This window comes from Acidobacteriota bacterium (assembly GCA_016196035.1).
Taxonomy (GTDB): domain Bacteria; phylum Acidobacteriota; class Blastocatellia; order RBC074; family RBC074; genus JACPYM01.
The window spans coordinates 138,166-153,849 of sequence record JACPYM010000088.1 but is presented as its reverse complement, the minus strand read 5'-3'; the positions used below and the strand labels follow the sequence as shown (position 1 = coordinate 153,849).

General features: G+C 59.5%; 9 protein-coding genes. 7 read left to right on the top strand and 2 right to left on the bottom strand.

Features of this window, described 5'->3' with window-relative positions:
* The first annotated feature begins 480 nt into the window (after positions 1-480).
* The 4 genes from HY011_25760 (at position 481) to HY011_25745 (ending at position 6,461) form a co-directional block, all read left to right on the top strand.
* On the top strand, positions 481-873 hold the full coding sequence (locus tag HY011_25760; protein ID MBI3426351.1) for a BlaI/MecI/CopY family transcriptional regulator: 393 nt from the start codon (positions 481-483) through the stop codon (positions 871-873).
* Positions 860-2,827: a hypothetical protein gene (locus tag HY011_25755; protein ID MBI3426350.1), complete on the top strand. Its 1,968-nt coding sequence runs from the start codon at positions 860-862 to the stop codon at positions 2,825-2,827. The genes HY011_25760 and HY011_25755 overlap by 14 nt, the downstream gene beginning before the upstream one ends.
* Before the next feature lie 579 nt (positions 2,828-3,406).
* The gene (locus HY011_25750; GenBank protein ID MBI3426349.1) at positions 3,407-3,739 is read left to right on the top strand and encodes a PadR family transcriptional regulator; all 333 of its coding nucleotides are present in this window, start codon (positions 3,407-3,409) and stop codon (positions 3,737-3,739) included.
* On the top strand, positions 3,732-6,461 hold the full coding sequence (locus tag HY011_25745) for an ABC transporter permease (protein ID MBI3426348.1): 2,730 nt from the start codon (positions 3,732-3,734) through the stop codon (positions 6,459-6,461). Before HY011_25750 ends, HY011_25745 begins: the two co-directional genes overlap by 8 nt.
* A gap of 58 nt (positions 6,462-6,519) precedes the next feature.
* On the opposite strand, the gene HY011_25740 is transcribed toward HY011_25745, so the two are convergent.
* The gene (locus tag HY011_25740; GenBank protein MBI3426347.1) at positions 6,520-8,271 is read right to left on the bottom strand and encodes an NFACT family protein; all 1,752 of its coding nucleotides are present in this window, start codon (positions 8,269-8,271) and stop codon (positions 6,520-6,522) included.
* Between the two features lie 150 nt (positions 8,272-8,421).
* Complete coding sequence (locus HY011_25735; protein MBI3426346.1) at positions 8,422-9,762, bottom strand: RDD family protein; 1,341 nt, start codon at positions 9,760-9,762, stop codon at positions 8,422-8,424.
* Positions 9,763-10,036: 274 nt separating this feature from the next.
* Between HY011_25735 and HY011_25730 the strand changes: the two genes are divergently transcribed.
* From HY011_25730 to HY011_25720, 3 genes are all read left to right on the top strand, one after another.
* Positions 10,037-10,897: a DUF2236 domain-containing protein gene (locus HY011_25730; protein MBI3426345.1), complete on the top strand. Its 861-nt coding sequence runs from the start codon at positions 10,037-10,039 to the stop codon at positions 10,895-10,897.
* Positions 10,898-11,072: 175 nt separating this feature from the next.
* The gene (locus HY011_25725) at positions 11,073-12,665 is read left to right on the top strand and encodes a toll/interleukin-1 receptor domain-containing protein (GenBank protein ID MBI3426344.1); all 1,593 of its coding nucleotides are present in this window, start codon (positions 11,073-11,075) and stop codon (positions 12,663-12,665) included.
* On the top strand, positions 12,662-15,400 hold the full coding sequence (locus HY011_25720; protein ID MBI3426343.1) for a tetratricopeptide repeat protein: 2,739 nt from the start codon (positions 12,662-12,664) through the stop codon (positions 15,398-15,400). The genes HY011_25725 and HY011_25720 overlap by 4 nt, the downstream gene beginning before the upstream one ends.
* Positions 15,401-15,684: the final 284 nt, after the last annotated feature.

Here is a 15,684-nt window from a genome sequence, read left to right as displayed (position 1 = left end):
CACCGGAAATTCCCGGTTTGCCGTGACCGCATTTTCGCTGTTACGTATACGTAGCAGTTGACGGATGGTAGAGCCACGTGCAGCTACGGTCAAGCTCGATCTTGCCTGGGCGAGCGGAGCAACAGGGCTTTTGCAAAGTCCTTAAAACATCTGCCAAAGACCTTTGACTGACCGCTGATTCCTGATTCCTGATTCCTACTAAACTGAAAAGACCGGCTGATTTTCAATCTGTCAGGAATCGGGAATCAGGAATCGGCAGTCAGTACAGGTAAGTGTTCAACCAAGACGGGGCAGTTGTGAGCGTGTTGAGGTGATTCAGAGCAGCCTGCACATGGAGCCTCAGCATGAGAACGAGCCGAGCCACTGGCCGATCTGACTTGGAGACCAGTCACACTGGGACGTTACGCGCGGCTCCTAAAGTTTTAGTTGACATCGGTCACGCTTGGGGTTATATACTCCTAAAAACTTAGGAGGTGGCGAATGAATCGCAGTAAGCCTGAGCGCTTAACCCCGCTCGAACTCGAAATCATGCATGTTCTGTGGGACACCGGCCCCGCCAACGTCCAGACCGTACAGCAGCAACTCGCGCGCGAGTTGGCCTACACCACGGTGCAGACGATGCTCAACATTCTGCACCGCAAGGGGAAGGTCAAACGCACGCTGAAAGAACGGGCCTATTTTTACCGGCCCGCCGTCAGTCGCAGCCAGGTCGTGCGGCACGCGGTCAGCGATTTGGTCGAGCATTTGTTCGGCGGTTCGGTGGAAAGTCTGGTGATGAGCCTGGTGGAAACCAAACATCTCGATGCCGCCAAAATGGCTAAGTTAAATCAGCTTTTGCAAGAGGCCGAGGAGGCAGGCGATGAGAACAAGTAGCCAACTGTTGTTGACCTTTTTGCTGAATGCGGGCTGGCAGCTTGTGCTGATTGCGGCGCTCGCCGCGTTGTGTGATCGCCTGTTGCGGGCGACCTCGGCGCGTTATCGCCACGTGGTTTGGGTGGCGGCGCTGGTCATTTCGTTTGGCTTGCCGGCAGTGTCAGGCGCATTCCTTTTGAGCCGCGCTTTCTTTTCTGAGCCGTCACTGCTCATAACGCTACCCGTCAGTATTGATGCCGCAGCCTTGCCGCAATTCGGCATAAAGGCCGCGTCCGCGCCGCTGCCGGTCTTGCCGCCCACGCCAAAGCAGGCCGCAAATCATCTTCTTTCGCTCAGTGAGAACGCCGCCGCAGTCATCGCCGGTCTCTATTTGCTGTTGCTCTGCTATCGAGGCCGCAAGTTATGGCTGGCCTGGAGCAAGACACGCGGGCTGATACGCAGCGCTTATGCGGTTGACCTGCCTGAACACATTCGAACTGCCGTGCGCATGTGTCAAACGGCGTTGGGCGTGCAACGGGTGCAGTTTTTGTGCTCGGCTGCGCTCACAGTGCCGGTCACCGTGGGCAGCCGCAACCCGCTGGTCATTTTGCCGGAGCAGTTGTTGCACGAAGCGGATCGCGACCTGCTGACTTCAGCCATCGGGCACGAACTGGTGCACGTGTGGCGGCGCGATTATCTGTGCAACCTGCTTTACGAATTCATCGCTTGGCCGCTGGCGTTTCATCCAGCCACGGCGCTGGTGCGACGCCGGATCAGAGAGACGCGGGAACTGGGCTGTGACGAATTGGTTACCGAACGTTTGTTGGACGCCGCCGTCTATGCCCGTTCGCTTGTCCGCCTGGCCGGTGCGGCAGTCACGGTGGGCCGCCCCACTGCAACCCCAACTGCAACCCCCACTGCAACCATGACCGTTGGCATCGCCGATGCCGACATTTTGGAGGAACGTGTTATGACTATTCTAAAAAGACCGCAGCTCGATGTTCGTCGCAGGCAGTGGTTGTTAATCGCAACCACGCTCATTTTTGTTGTCCCGTGCGCGCTCGCGGCGCCCTTCGCACTGCGCATCAACATCAATTCACAGAGCGCCAGCGCTACGCCACCACAAAGCGGCGCCGCCGAAACTGGCACGTTAGTCACCTGGCTGAAGAGTCCGGGCGAGACAGTCGAACGCGGCGAAGTTATCGCTGAGGTGAAAACCGGCAACGGCTTGATCAGGGCCGAAGCCCGCACCAGTGGCGTCATCGAAAGACTGCTGGTGCAGCCCGGCGAAAAAGTAACGGCGGGTACAGTGCTCGCGGTGATTCGACCGCCAGGACAGTCGGGCGGCAGAGAGGTTGTGCTCCTGCAACCACAAGCGCAGGAGCGCGACGAAGTCCGCGAAGCGAAACTGAAGGCCGAGGCCGAACTTGAAGAGCATCGCCGGATAGAGCGAGGCTGGGCCGTCACCCACTCACCAGACTCGCAGCAAGAACCTAGATTGTTTCTATTCAACACCGTAGATGGGCCGAAAGCTATTACGTTTACGCAAGACCCCCAACGACAGGCTAGAGAGAATGACGAGCGGGCGTTGCATGAAGCCAGAATGAAGGAGGAGCAGGTACGCGCAGAGTTGGGACCACTTCATCCGGAAGTCGTGCTACGGCGGCGCGCCGAGTTGGAGGCACAAGACCCTGAGTTGATAGCGCACCGGCGCGCCGAGCGCGAGGCGATGGCCAAGCGGCAAGCTGAACTGGCGAAAGAAGCCCGGCTCACGATGCAGCAAGCGATTCAGATCGCGACCAGCCAATATCCCGGCACGGTGTTGGAATCCAGGCTGGTGCGCGAAGGCCCGCTGCATCAGGCTTCTTATGTGCTCGCGATTCTTTCGGACGATGGGACGCTGGCCACGACGACGCGCGTGCTGATGAGCGCGCTGGACGGGAATATCATCAGCGTGCATAAGGAGGAGCGTTAATGACTCGGCTTGAAACAAAGGCTCCGGCACTATTTGGATTAGCGACGGAGCCGATGCGACAACACTAACCGGCAATCGCCGCAGCGGTGCGCAAGTTGTGTAGCCTAGACAACGCGCAGCTTAACGCACCCTGCGGCGGCCTCACAATGGTGGCGCACAACAGCCGGGTTTCTTCATGCTCGGAAAGTGTTCGACAAGCTGCCAGCTTGTCGAAGTCTCGGCGGGCGAACCAGTGGGCTGACTGCCACGCCCGCGACAAGCTGGCAGCTTGTCGGACGGCCGGGTGGACTGCTTGTCGCAAGAATGAATAGACCCTGCGCGCCACAGCCGGCTGCGTTACCGCTGCTGCTCAACTTGATCGAGCGCCAAGTGCCGCTTGGTCAAAATCGTGTTCACCCTCTGCCAGACCAGCCGATTTCACCTTCAATCCTCCAGAAAGCCGGTTCGTTTCAAACTTTTTTGCAGCCAAACCAGTAAAGCCAAAATTCTTCACCCCGCTCGCAGTGTTTGGTCACGATCTGGTTTGACCTCGATTATTCGGCTAAATAATATGTAGCTATGACATATAAAAATTCACCTATGCTCGACCGCGAGTTGAAGAAGGGCAGCGCCGAATTGCTCATCCTCTCGCTCTTGGAAGCGCGCGCGCGCCACGGTTACGAAATCAGCAAGCTGATCGAAGCGCGTTCGGACGGGATGCTGAAATTCAACGTCGCCTCGCTCTACCCCTTGCTATACCGCTTGGAAAAACGCGGCTGGATCGTCGGCCAGTGGGTCGAAAAGGCCGGCCAGAAACGGCGGCGCTGTTACAAGCTGACCAAAGAAGGCAAGCAGGTGCTCAAGGCGCAACGCAGCATCTGGGAATCCTTTGTCGCGGCGATCAACCAAATCACAAGGCCGGAAAATGCCTGACCAAAAAACGCCTGAACAAGAATTGCCGGAATGGAAGCCTGAGATCAGACGGCGGCTGGCGCGTTTGACGCTGGAACCGACGCGCGAGTCCTCCATTGTTGAAGAACTCGCGCAACACCTCGACGAAATTTACGCGGAGTTACTCGCCAGTGGCGCAACGCCAGCCGAAGCCGCACGGCTGACCCGCGTGCAGTTGCGTGGCAGCGCCACGTTGGCGCGCGAATTGCGGCGCGCCGCGCGGCAAGTAAACCCTGAACCTATCGTGCTGGGAACCAATCGGAGGAGAAATATGATCGCAGACCTGTGGCAAGACCTGCGCTATGCGGCGCGTACCTTGGGCAAAAATCCGGGCTTCACGCTGGTGGTCGTGGTGACGCTGGCGTTGGGCATCGGCCTGAACACGGCAGTGTATAGCGTGGTAGATGCGGTGCTGTTTCGTCCGTTGCCATTCGCGGAACCTGACCGGTTGGTGGAAATCCAGCAACTGGAAGCGAAGAGCGGATTTTCCTATCCGGGGTTGCGCTGGGAGGCGTTTCAGGAATGGCGTAGTCAGACGAATCTCTTCGTCCAAGTCGAGGCGCACGAACCGCGCACTTACACGCTCACGGGCGGCAAAGAGCCTGAGTCGGTGAATGCGCCTGCCGTCACGTCGGGATTGTTTGCGATGCTAGGCGTCCAGCCCAAATTGGGGCGACCGTTTAATGCGCAGGATGCCGAACCGGGCAATGACCGCGTTGTGCTGGTTGGCGACGGATTCTGGAAAAGCCATTTGGGCGGCACCCCGGATGCGCTCGGCAAAACGCTGACACTGAATGATCAACGCTACACTGTGGTCGGGGTAATGCCGCCGAAGTTCAAATTCCCCTATGGCAAATTCGAACTCTGGGTGCCGTTGCCGCTAACCGCGGCGGATGAACAGAAACGCCCGCGCCGCTTCAATACGGTCGCCCGGTTGCGCGGCGACACAGCGCTGCCCACAGTACAAGCGGCGCTTACGGCACTGGGCACACGCCTCGACACAGAGCGGCCCGACCCCAGCGGTTGGCAGACGAGGCTGTCGCAGTTGGGTTCGATCCGCGTCAATCCGGGGCCGCGCCGGGCGCTGCTGGTTTTACTGGGCGCAGTCGGTTTTGTCTTGTTGCTGGCGTGCGCGAATGCGGCGAATTTGTTGCTGGCGCGCGCGGCGCAGCGGCAGGGCGAAATTGCGATTCGCCTGGCACTGGGCGCGGGGCGCGGACGTTTGATGCGGCAATTACTGACCGAAAGTTTGTTGCTGGCGTTGCTGGCTGGAACGTTGGGCGTAGCGCTGGCGCGGTGGGGTGTGGCTGCGCTGGCGAAACTGGTACCGGATGAACTGACCTTTCTCAGCGTCAATGAAATCAGTCTCGAACGACGTGTGTTGCTTTTTACGCTGGCCCTCACAGTGCTGACTGGTTTTGTCTGCGGCTTGTTACCGGCGTTCAAGGCGTCGCGTCCTGATCTGCATAATGCGCTCAAAGGCGTGACGGGCAGGGCCACGGCGGATCGTGCGCAAAACCGCTTGCGCCACGCCTTGGTCGTGCTGGAGGTCGCCTTGTCGCTCGTGCTGCTGATTGGCGCGGGTTTGATGATGCGCAGCTTCTTGCATTTGAGCGGCGTGCCGCCGGGATATGAGCCGAAAAACCTGATCGCCGCCACGCTCTCGGTGCCGTCGCAACGTTACTCGACCTTGGAACAAGAGGAAGATTTCTTCAGCCGCCTCAAATCCAATTTAGCTGCTGTCCCAGGCGTCGAATCGGCGACCGCCGCGATGGGCGTGCCGCCACAAGGGGGCGGGATCAGCTTTAATCTCGAAATCGAAATCGAAGGCCATCCGCCCGAACCCGCCGATGCAAAAATGGTCTTGCCGTTCAGCTTTATTGATCCTGCCTACTTCCAGACGCTGCGCATCCCGCTCTTACAAGGCCGGGCGTTTGGCGCCGAAGACGGCGTCAAGGCGCCGCCCGCAATGATCATCAACGAAAAAATGGCGCGACGTTATTGGGGGATTGCGAATCCGGTTGGCCAACGCATACGGTTTGGCAAAGCGCGGCCTTGGCTGACCATTGTCGGTGTCGCTGGCGACGTCAATCTAGGCAAACCTGGCGATGGGTTCAGCGAGATGGAGGTCTACTATCCCTGGAGTCAGCGAACGCGCCCGTCTTCGCAACGCACGCTGATCATGCGCACGACGACGGAGGCCAGCGCTTTGCTTGCCTCGGTAAAAAGCGCCATCTGGGCGCTCGACAAAGATCAGCCGATTTACAGGCTCAATTTGGTTGAAGACCTGGTGAGTGATGCGCTGGCCGAACCGCGCTTTTACTTGCTGCTGCTGGGGTGTTTTGCTGGCTTCACCCTGCTGCTGGTCGCACTCGGCATTTACGGTGTGATGGCGTATACGGTCACGCAACGCACCAATGAAATCGGCCTTCGCATGGCGTTGGGAGCCAGTCAAGCACAGGTGCTGACACTGCTGCTGAAACAGGGTTTCCGGCTGGCGTTACTGGGCATTGTCATTGGCATCGGCGCGGCGCTGGCAATGGCGCGGCTGATGGCGGCGTTCCTTTTCGGCGTGCCCGCCACCGATCCGGCGACGTTTGCCGTGATTGCTGTTCTGTTACTGGCAATAGCCTTGCTGGCGTGTTACCTGCCCGCCCGCCGCGCGGCCAAAGTAGACCCACTGATTGCCCTGCGTTGTGAGTAAGCTCATTTCATGCCGTGCATTCCCGCAGCCTGGCCGCAGTCTGGAATGGCTGGGGCACTCAACTGAGTATGCGTTCGCCCGCCTCACGCGGTTTAACCAGCACGGTCTTGAACGCCGAGAGCCGCACTTGGCCTGGCGCAAAGCCTTTCTGTTTCGTGACGAATTTGCGTTCGCAATAATTGACCGCGACACGCGAGTCCAAGCGCGCGTGGCTGAATTGCGCGGCGAGTTGGGCGGCTTCGGTGATGGTGCGCGGCGGCACGGGTTGGCGTCGCGGATTGCGCAACAGCACGTGCGAGCCGGGGTAATCGGCGACGTGAAACCAGAGGTCAAACGATTTCGCCACGCGAAAGGTCAGCGTGTCGTTGTCGCGGTCGGTGCGGCCCACCAGGATTTCATAGCCGTCGCTCGAACGATATTGCCGCATTCCCGCGATCTTTTCCGGCTGGGCTTGGCCCGACTTGGCTAGTTTGGCTTGCGGCTTGGGTTTGGCGCGCGGTTCCAGGTTGGGCAACGGACGCAATCCGCAGGCTTGGGCGAAGGCGGCCAGTTCGGCGCGTTGCGTCAGGCTGTCGAGTTGCGCGAGTTGCTGTTCGAGTTTGGCGATGTCGGCCTCGACTTGGGGCAAGCGCTGGGTGAGGCTCTGCATTCCGTGACGCGCTTTGCGGGCGAGTTTGAAGTAATGCTCGGCGGCTTCCTGCGCGGTTGGTTTGGCGGCGGTCGGGATCGTGATCTGCGGCATATCAGCATCGTAAAAGTCTGTCACGACGAAGCCAGTCGCGGTTTTTTGCGCATGTTGCAAATTGGCGAGCAGCAATTCGCCGTAGCGTTGATGCGTTTCGCCACGGCTGAAGCCGTCGCGTTCGCGCGTCAGATTGACGAGCAAGGCGCGTTGTTTTTTCAGCTTCGTGGTGAGTTGCGAATGCAATTGTTGCCGCAACGATTGAAAGCCGCGCCGCTCATCCAGCAAGGTGAAGCAGGCATCCGCCGCTTGGTTGACGGTGGGGAAGGGGGGCGCGAGTGCGGTCAGATGCGTGAGTGCAATAGGCGACAACGTCAATGAGACACCGGGTCGCCCCAAATCGCGCTGCAATTCTGCGAGCGGAGCCGAGGCGTAAAGTACAGGCTGCGGTGGCTGTTCAAACAACGCGGTTAGTAATTCGGTCAGCGCCGTGTGCGCGTCCGTCTGCGCCGCGCGTTGTGCCAATTCAGCAGCATAAAGCGTGGTGAAACCGAGCAGGTGTTGTTGCGCGGCGGCGGCCAATCCGCCTGGGGATTCGCTGATGAGCTTGGTCAAGGCTTCCGGCGTGACCGAAAACGGATCGAGTTTGTCGGGCGGCGGCGCGGGGTCGCGATAGCTGTCAGGCAGCGCGGTGACTTCGCGCAAGGTGGCGATGAGGCGCGTGCCTTCCAGCAGGAAAACATTGGCGGCGCGCCCGATCAACGCACAGACCAACGCGCGCGACACGGGCTGTCCCGCCTCGTCCTCCGCCGCGAAATGAAAGGTCACCACGCGGTCATAGCCAAGTTTTTCCACGCCAAGCAATTGCGCGCCGCCGAGATACTTTTTGACCAGGGCGGGGAAGGCCGTGTCATTGCGCGCTGCGAGATCAAACTGGCGGGCTGAACGCGCGGTCAAATACAACGCCAGCCGCTGCGGATCGGTCGAGAGATACAACAAGCGCCCGTCGCGCAGCTTGAAATCAAACGCCAGATCGGTCGCGCCAAGTTGATAAAGCCGAGCCAACCGCAGCCCGTTGAGCGTCGTGTTCAATTCGTTGGTGAGCGCGTGCAAGAGGAAATTGTCCATCGCGCATCAATCTAATCGCAATCGGTCAAAACGAAAAACCGAAACCACGAAGCAACGAAGAGCACGAAGGAAATTAAAGGAGCTAAGCAGCCTCTTCAGAATCGCTTCGTGCTCTTCGTTGCTTCTTGGTTATGTCTTGGTTTGGCAGTCTCAATCTTCCGCGCGCCGCAACGTGATCGTTTGGCCCAGCGCATCAGCCAGGCCGCGTTGATGCTCGGTGAGCCGGGTGACGATGTAATTGAGCGGTGGACAGAGTAGCGCAATGGTGCCGCCCAGCGCTTGCCAGAGCCGCCGGTTGAAGGGAACCGGCGTGCTGGCGTCCGTCATGTCCACGCAGCGCAAGCCGCACAAGGCCATCCCAAAGGTGCGGCCATTAAAGCTGTAGGTGATGAGTTGGTACAGATAAAGCACGACGGCCAGGATGCTGGCCATCAGGTAGAAATCCGACCAGCCCGGCGGGCCATCGAGCGACGTGTAAGCGCCGAAAAAGGGCAGATAGGCCAGCGCCGCAGCTTCCAAATCCACCGCGCCCGCCAAGGCGCGCAACCAAATGGGCGCCGGTTTCCCAATCCAGACGTTGCTTTTCTTGCTCGTCTGCGCGCGCAACTCCGCCTGTTGTTCAAAGGCGGCTTCGGCGGGCGTCACCGGCTGTTCCGGCGTTGGTGCTGGCATCACCTGCGCTTCGTCAGTCATTGGGGCGGTGGCGTTCTCCGCCACGCCGCTGAGAGCGGTGTTGTTGGGGACAACGGTGTCCAGACGCGCGCGCAAGGACGCCAGCGCCACTTGACTCATGGGTTGCGGGGCGACGCGGGGGCCGGCGGCCACCGCACGGAGCGCTGGTGCTGGCGCTGGTTCCGGCTGGGGCGCTTCAGGCGCGGTTACGGGCGTAGCCGGCGGCGCTTCTTCAACCGGCTGTTCGTCATATTGCAGCGCGCGGGCCACGGCCTGTCCACCGCTGTGGCGCGTGATGCGCGGCAGCGCGCGTACAACGGGCGGCGCCTGAGTACGGCGAATGCGTTTGAGCGCCGATTCGACGATCAGTTGCGAAGTCGGGTCATCAGACACAGGCGTTGGCGGGGTGTTGTCGTCGCCGTCGCCGTTGCGGCGTTGCTGGTGTTCGCGCACCTTGGCGCGCGCCAATTCACGCCAGGCCGGTTCGCTGGACGCCGTTGCTTTGGGCGCTTCCGCTTCGGGCTTGGCCGTCACGGGGAATTGCAACAGCTTGGCTTCTGACGCATAGCGCGCGCGCACGCGGGCGGCGGCGGCGCTCGCCGTTGACCTGGGCGCGGGCGAAGTTGGCGGCGCAGTCTCGGCCAAGGTTTTTGACGCCACCTTTGCCGTCACTTGTTCGGCCAGCGGTTGTTCGTTTGGTTGGGCAGCTTGGCGTTGCGCTTTCCATCTATCGGCGCGCTGGGCCGCATTGTTAAAGCCGCATTGCAGGCAGGTCACACGACTGCCGGGCAATTCACAGGCACACTTTTCACACTTCATGCTGGAAGGTCATCCTCAGTTGGGGCGGAGAGACCACGACACCTATGCCCATATACATACACCATGCCACACACCTGCAAGCGCGTCTGGAATGATCCGCAGAAGTTAATTCAATTGAGAATTGGAAATTGAGAATGCCCGGAGTCGCGGCGGATACTAGCAAAGAGGTCTAGGTCGGTCAAGGCACCCGAAGGCTATAGATGAATCTGAGTACGTGCATCGGCGCGTACTCGTGAGTGGCTCAAATGTCCAAACCTGAAGGGAGACTCCAAAGATGAAACAGCGACACCAGGCCTTAGCGGAAATTCTGCAACTTGATCCCGAACGCGAGCACCAGCGCATTATGTTTCTGTGCGCCGCGCACGAATTCCCCTTTGATATGGTGCGCGCGCTCGAATTCGCCCTCTTCCGCACCTTCGCCGTGCCCAGCATCGGTTCGCTGCTCGACCGCACGGGCGAGTTCAAAGAGCGCGCGCAGAAACGTTATGACGACACCGATCTGATCATGAGCCAGATTTACGAGTACGGTTATGACAGCGAACGCGGGCGCGCGGCGTTGGCGCGAATGAATGCTTTGCACGGACGCTTCAAAATCGCCAACGACGATTTCCGCTATGTGCTCTCGACCTTCATTCTCGAACCGATCCGCTGGCTTGACCGCTTCGGCTGGCGGCGCATGGTCGAGCAGGAGCGGCAAGCGCTGTATTACTTCTGGCGCGAAGTGGGCAGGCGCATGAACATTCAAGACATTCCGCCGAGTCTGGCCGAGTATGAGCAATTCAATGTGGAATACGAACAGACGCGCTTTCGTTATTCCGATGCCAGCCGTCGCACTGCCGCCGCGACGCGCGATTTGTTTTTGTCGTGGCTGTTGCCCAAACCGCTCTGGCCGTTGGGCGAACCGTTTGTGTATGCGTTGATGGATGAGCGGTTATGCGCCGCGTTCGATTTTCCCCAACCAGCGCGGGGGATGCGCGCGCTGGTCGAAGGTACATTGCGCATGCGGGCGCGTGTCGTGCGCTGGTTGCCCGAACGGCGGCAAGCGCTGTTGCGCAGTGCGCTGCCGCATCCCAGCTATCCGCAGGGCTATCGCACCGAAGAGCTTGGCCCGCCTGATTCAACTATCAAGTCATAGCCAGGTCACAGGGGCATTGATCAAATTTCAGCCCGCCATCATTCAATTTTCCCAGCCAATGGTTTATAAGAGTGCGTCCCAATCGCGCGGTTCACGCGTCTGTTAAACAGGGGCTGTCAGCTTTCCTTTTCTTCCGCAGGCAATTTGCTTTCCCGCATCCGCATGGAGGTTTGCGATGGGTTACATACCGGGCTATGAGCACGACATTTTCGTCAGCTACGCACACATTGACAACGATCCGCTGATCAAGGGCGTGCCTGGCTGGGTGGATTTTTTTGAAGACCTGTTGCGCAAAACCTTGCGCGTCAAACTGGGCGCGGAGATCACGATCTTTCGCGATCCGCAACTCAATGGGTTCGAGACCTTTTCTGAGCAACTGGCCGGGGCGCTGGAACAGAGCGCCGTGATGCTCGCCGTCATCTCGCCGCGTTATATCAAAGCCGAGTGGTGCCTGTGGGAACTGCGCGAATTTCAAAAACGCACGGGCGGGGGACGTTTGCTCAAAGCCGTCAAGACTTCGATTGAAGGGGGCAGCTTTCAACTGGATGGACAGGCCTTGCTCGCCAGCATCAAGGATGTGCTCGAACACCGGTTTTACTACGAGGAAGAACGCAGCGGCAGGCATATTGACTTGCAGCCGGAACTCAAGACAAAGGACATTCCGGATTTCGTGGACAAGGTCAATGCCCTGTGCGAAGACCTGCATCTGCTGTTCCGCCGCTTGCGCGGTTCGGGCACATTGCCTGCGCCTGCGCCGCCGCTTCCGCTGATACCCGCGCCCGTGCCCGTTCTTGCGCCCACGCCCAATCCAATGCCCGCGCCCGCGCCGCCGCCGCCCCCAAGCGTATTGCCCAACAGCGCCAGCGCGGCGATTACCACGGAGATGCCTGCCGTTTATCTAGCCGAACCAGCCCCAGACCAAGTCGAAGCCCACAAGCTGATCAAGAGCGAGTTACAGCAATTCAAGTTTCGCGTGCTGCCCGATCAGCCGTTGCCCTCTGCCGTGGAAGAATTCAACACCGCCGTGCAGCAGTACCTGGAACAGGCCCAACTCGCGGTGCATTTACTGGGCGAGAAATACGGCGGCATTTTGGATGTGGATGTGGAGGAACGGTCAATGCCGCACGTGCAATACGATCTGGCCGCCGCACTGGCCCAAGCCAAGAAGCTGACGCAACTGGTCTGGTTGCCGCCAGGCTTGACGCTCAAAGCTGGCGGTCAGCAAGAGCGTTTCGTCACCCAGGTCAAAAACACCTCGCCTGAGTTCCTGCAAGTCAAACTCGAAGACCTGAAAACCGAGATTCACAAAAAGCTCAAACCGCCGCCCAAAGACATTTGGGCCGAACTGGCGGGCGACCCCGTCACGGTTTGCCTGTTCTGCCACGAGCAGGATTTCGCCCAGGTCGGGCCGCTGTTCAGCTACCTCAAACTTGAGAAAGCCTTCAAAGTGAAATTACCGCTGCAAAGCCAGGAGCCGCCGGAAAGGTACAAACAACTGCTGCAATCCAGCGATGCGGTGTTGCTGTATTACGGCGCCGCCGATGAGGAATGGTTCGGCAACATCTGGCGCGTGATTCAAAAGCTCAGCGCGACCGGGCGCACCAAACCGCTGGCGGCCAAGGCGATTTACATCGGCGAGGCCGAGACCATGGAAAAGGATTTGCTCAATTCCAGCGATCCGCTGGTGCTGAAAAATTATGCGCCCTTCACACCGGAAATCATTGAGCCTTTTGTGCAACGCATTCGCGCCGCGACGGAGGGCCGATGACCTCGTTTCTGCCCGCGCATCCATTCCCCGGTCTGCGCCCGTTCAAGTACGAAGAGAGCCAGCTCTTTTTCGGACGCGACGGCCAGGTCGAAAAGATGATCGCCAAGCTGTCGGCCAAACGCTTTTTGGGTGTGGTCGGCACGTCGGGCAGCGGCAAATCTTCGCTCGTGTTTGCCGGACTGTTGCCCGCCTTGCGTAGCGGGATGATGCCGGGGGCCGGTTCGAATTGGCGCATCGCGGTCATGCGGCCCGGCGATGATCCGCTCGGCAATCTGGCGCGCGCGCTCAACGATCCCAAAGTCTTCGGGCCGGCGCAGCCCGAACACAACCAAATTCAAACCGCTGTGACCGAGGCCATGTTGCGGCGCGGCAGCCGTGGCTTAGTCGAAACCGGGCAGCAGAACATGCTGCCCGGCGATCAAACCAAAAACCTGCTCGTCGTGGTGGATCAGTTCGAGGAACTCTTCCGCTACGCCCGCGAAGCGCGCCGGGCCAACAATCAAACCTACGATGACGACGCGGCGGCCTTCGTCAAATTGCTGCTCGAAGCCGTCCGGCCCAATGCCGAGGGCAATTTTGAACAGCATCTATACGTGATGCTGACAATGCGTTCCGACTTCCTCGGCGATTGCGCCCAGTTCTGGGACTTGCCCGAAGCGATCAACGAAAGCCAATACCTGATCCCGCGCCTGACCCGCGACCAATTGCGCGACGTGATCGAAGGCCCCATCGCGCTCTGCAATGGACAGATCACTACGCGGCTGGTCAATCTGCTGCTCAACGACATCGGCGACCGGCAGGATCAATTGCCGATCCTGCAACATGCGCTGATGCGCACTTGGGACTATTGGAATGCGGAGTGCGGAATGCGGAATGCGGAATCTCGCGATTCGAACACTCCAACTGTCGCCGCCGAAACTGACGCGGAAGCCAAGACCATTCCGCATTCCGCACTCCGCATTCCGCATTCCATTGATTTGCCGCATTACGAAGCCGTTGGTGGGTTGGCAAACGCACTTTCAAAACACGCGGACGAAGCCTTTGCCGAACTCGACGAACGCCATCAGCAATTCGCCAAAAAGGTCTTTCAGTGCCTGACCGAAAAAGGCGAGGACAACCGCGAGATTCGCCGTCCGGTCGAATTGCAAACGCTGTGCGCCGTGGCGCAGGCCAGCTTGCCGGGCGTCGTCACCGTCATCGAAACCTTGCGCGCGCCGGGCCGCTCCTTTCTGATGCCGCCGCGCGAGGATCGGCCCGGATTGCAGGCCGAGACGCGCATTGACATCTCGCACGAAAGCCTGATGCGCGTCTGGCAGCGTTTGCGGAACTGGGTCAACGAAGAGGCCGAAGCTGCCGCGACCTATCGCCGCTTGGCCGATGTCGCGCAACGGCGCGCGGCGGGCAAAGCCGAAGTTTTGAGCGGGGTGGATTTGGACGCGGCCCTGCAATGGCAAACGGATAATCAGCCATCCGCCGCCTGGGCCGTGCGGTATCACCACGATTTCGCGGGCGTGTTAAAGCTGTTGACGGACAGTCAGGCTGAGCGCGCGGCACAGGCGGAGCAAAAGCGCCGCGCCGCCGCCGACAAAGAAGCGCAACGCCAGCGCGAGCTAAAACGCGCGCGCGTGTTCGCCGCGATTCTGACGGTGGCGTTTGTGATCGCCACGGTGGCGGCGATTTATAGTTATCTGCAACGCCGGGAAACGCTGCGGCAAACCAAGCTGGCCGAAAAAAGCGCGGCTTCTGACCGGCTCAACAGCCAGCTCACACCGCTCCTGACCGAGTTGATGTTTGGAGGCGACGATCCGGCGGGCCGTTTTGAAGACGCGCGTCAGTTCTTTGTGCAAAGCGGCGATGCGCTGGGCGAAGGCGTCGCGCTCACCAGTCTCGGTGACAGCTATTACCGGTTGCAGGATTACCTCCAGGCCGAAGCGTCGTATCAAAACGCTTTGCAGAAATTGCAACAGACGCTGCCCGAACACCCCTATGTGGCGCGCGTGCTCAACAAGCTGGGTGTGGTTTACAGCGCGCAGAGCAAGTTTGCAGACGCCGCGCCGCGCTTCGAGCAGGCGCGCGCGCTGCTCGAAAAAAACTTCGGCCCCGACAACATCGAGGTCGCGGCCAACCTCAGCGGACAGGCGAAGCTGTTTCAGCAGCAAAAAAATTATCCCGAAGCCGAGCGACTGCTGCTGCAAGCCCGCGACATCAATCAGCGTGGCCTGGGTGCCGATCATCCGCAATGCGCGATCAACCTGAGCGATTTGGCGACGCTGTATCTGCTCTGGGACAAGCCCACACAGGCCGCCGCCAATTTCACCCAGGCGCGCCAGTTATTGGAAGCGAAGATTGGGCCAGGCCCGCTCAGTGATGAACGGTTAAGGACTTATGACACGCTTTATACCAGTCTGGCGACAATCTATCTGAATCAAGGCCTGTTCTATTTTCAGCAACAACGGCCCGAACAGGCCGAGCCGCTGTTGAAACAGGCGCTCGACATTCACCAGCGGCTGCTGGGGCCGGGCAATATCAAAACGGCGCGTGACAAAAACAATCTCGCCACGCTTTACTTCACGCTGGGAAAGTATGCCGACGCCGTGACGCTGTATACCGAAGCCATTCCCATTTATGAAGCCGTCTATGGCAATGAGCATCCGCGCGCCCGCGAGGTACGCCAAGGCCTGGACGCCGCCAAAGCCAAGCTCGCGTTGCCTACAAGTGCGGAGAGAAAGAACTAAGGCTTTGTTCAAAAATAAGTTGTTCATTGGCAACTGCTCAGCCCCAACGGGGCGAAGTAAAGAAGCCCAGGGCAACGCCCTGGGAGCAGGACATCAGATCAGGTAAGCCCCAACGGGGCGCAATAACTATTGCGCCCCGTTGGGGCTTGGAAACCATCCATCTGCTGACCCGGTGCGTTGCACCGGGCTATTATATTGCGCCCCCTTGGGGCTGAGTAGTTACGTTCATTGTTCATTTGTCATTGCGGAATGCGCTGTCGGGCAATGACAAATGACAAATCAAC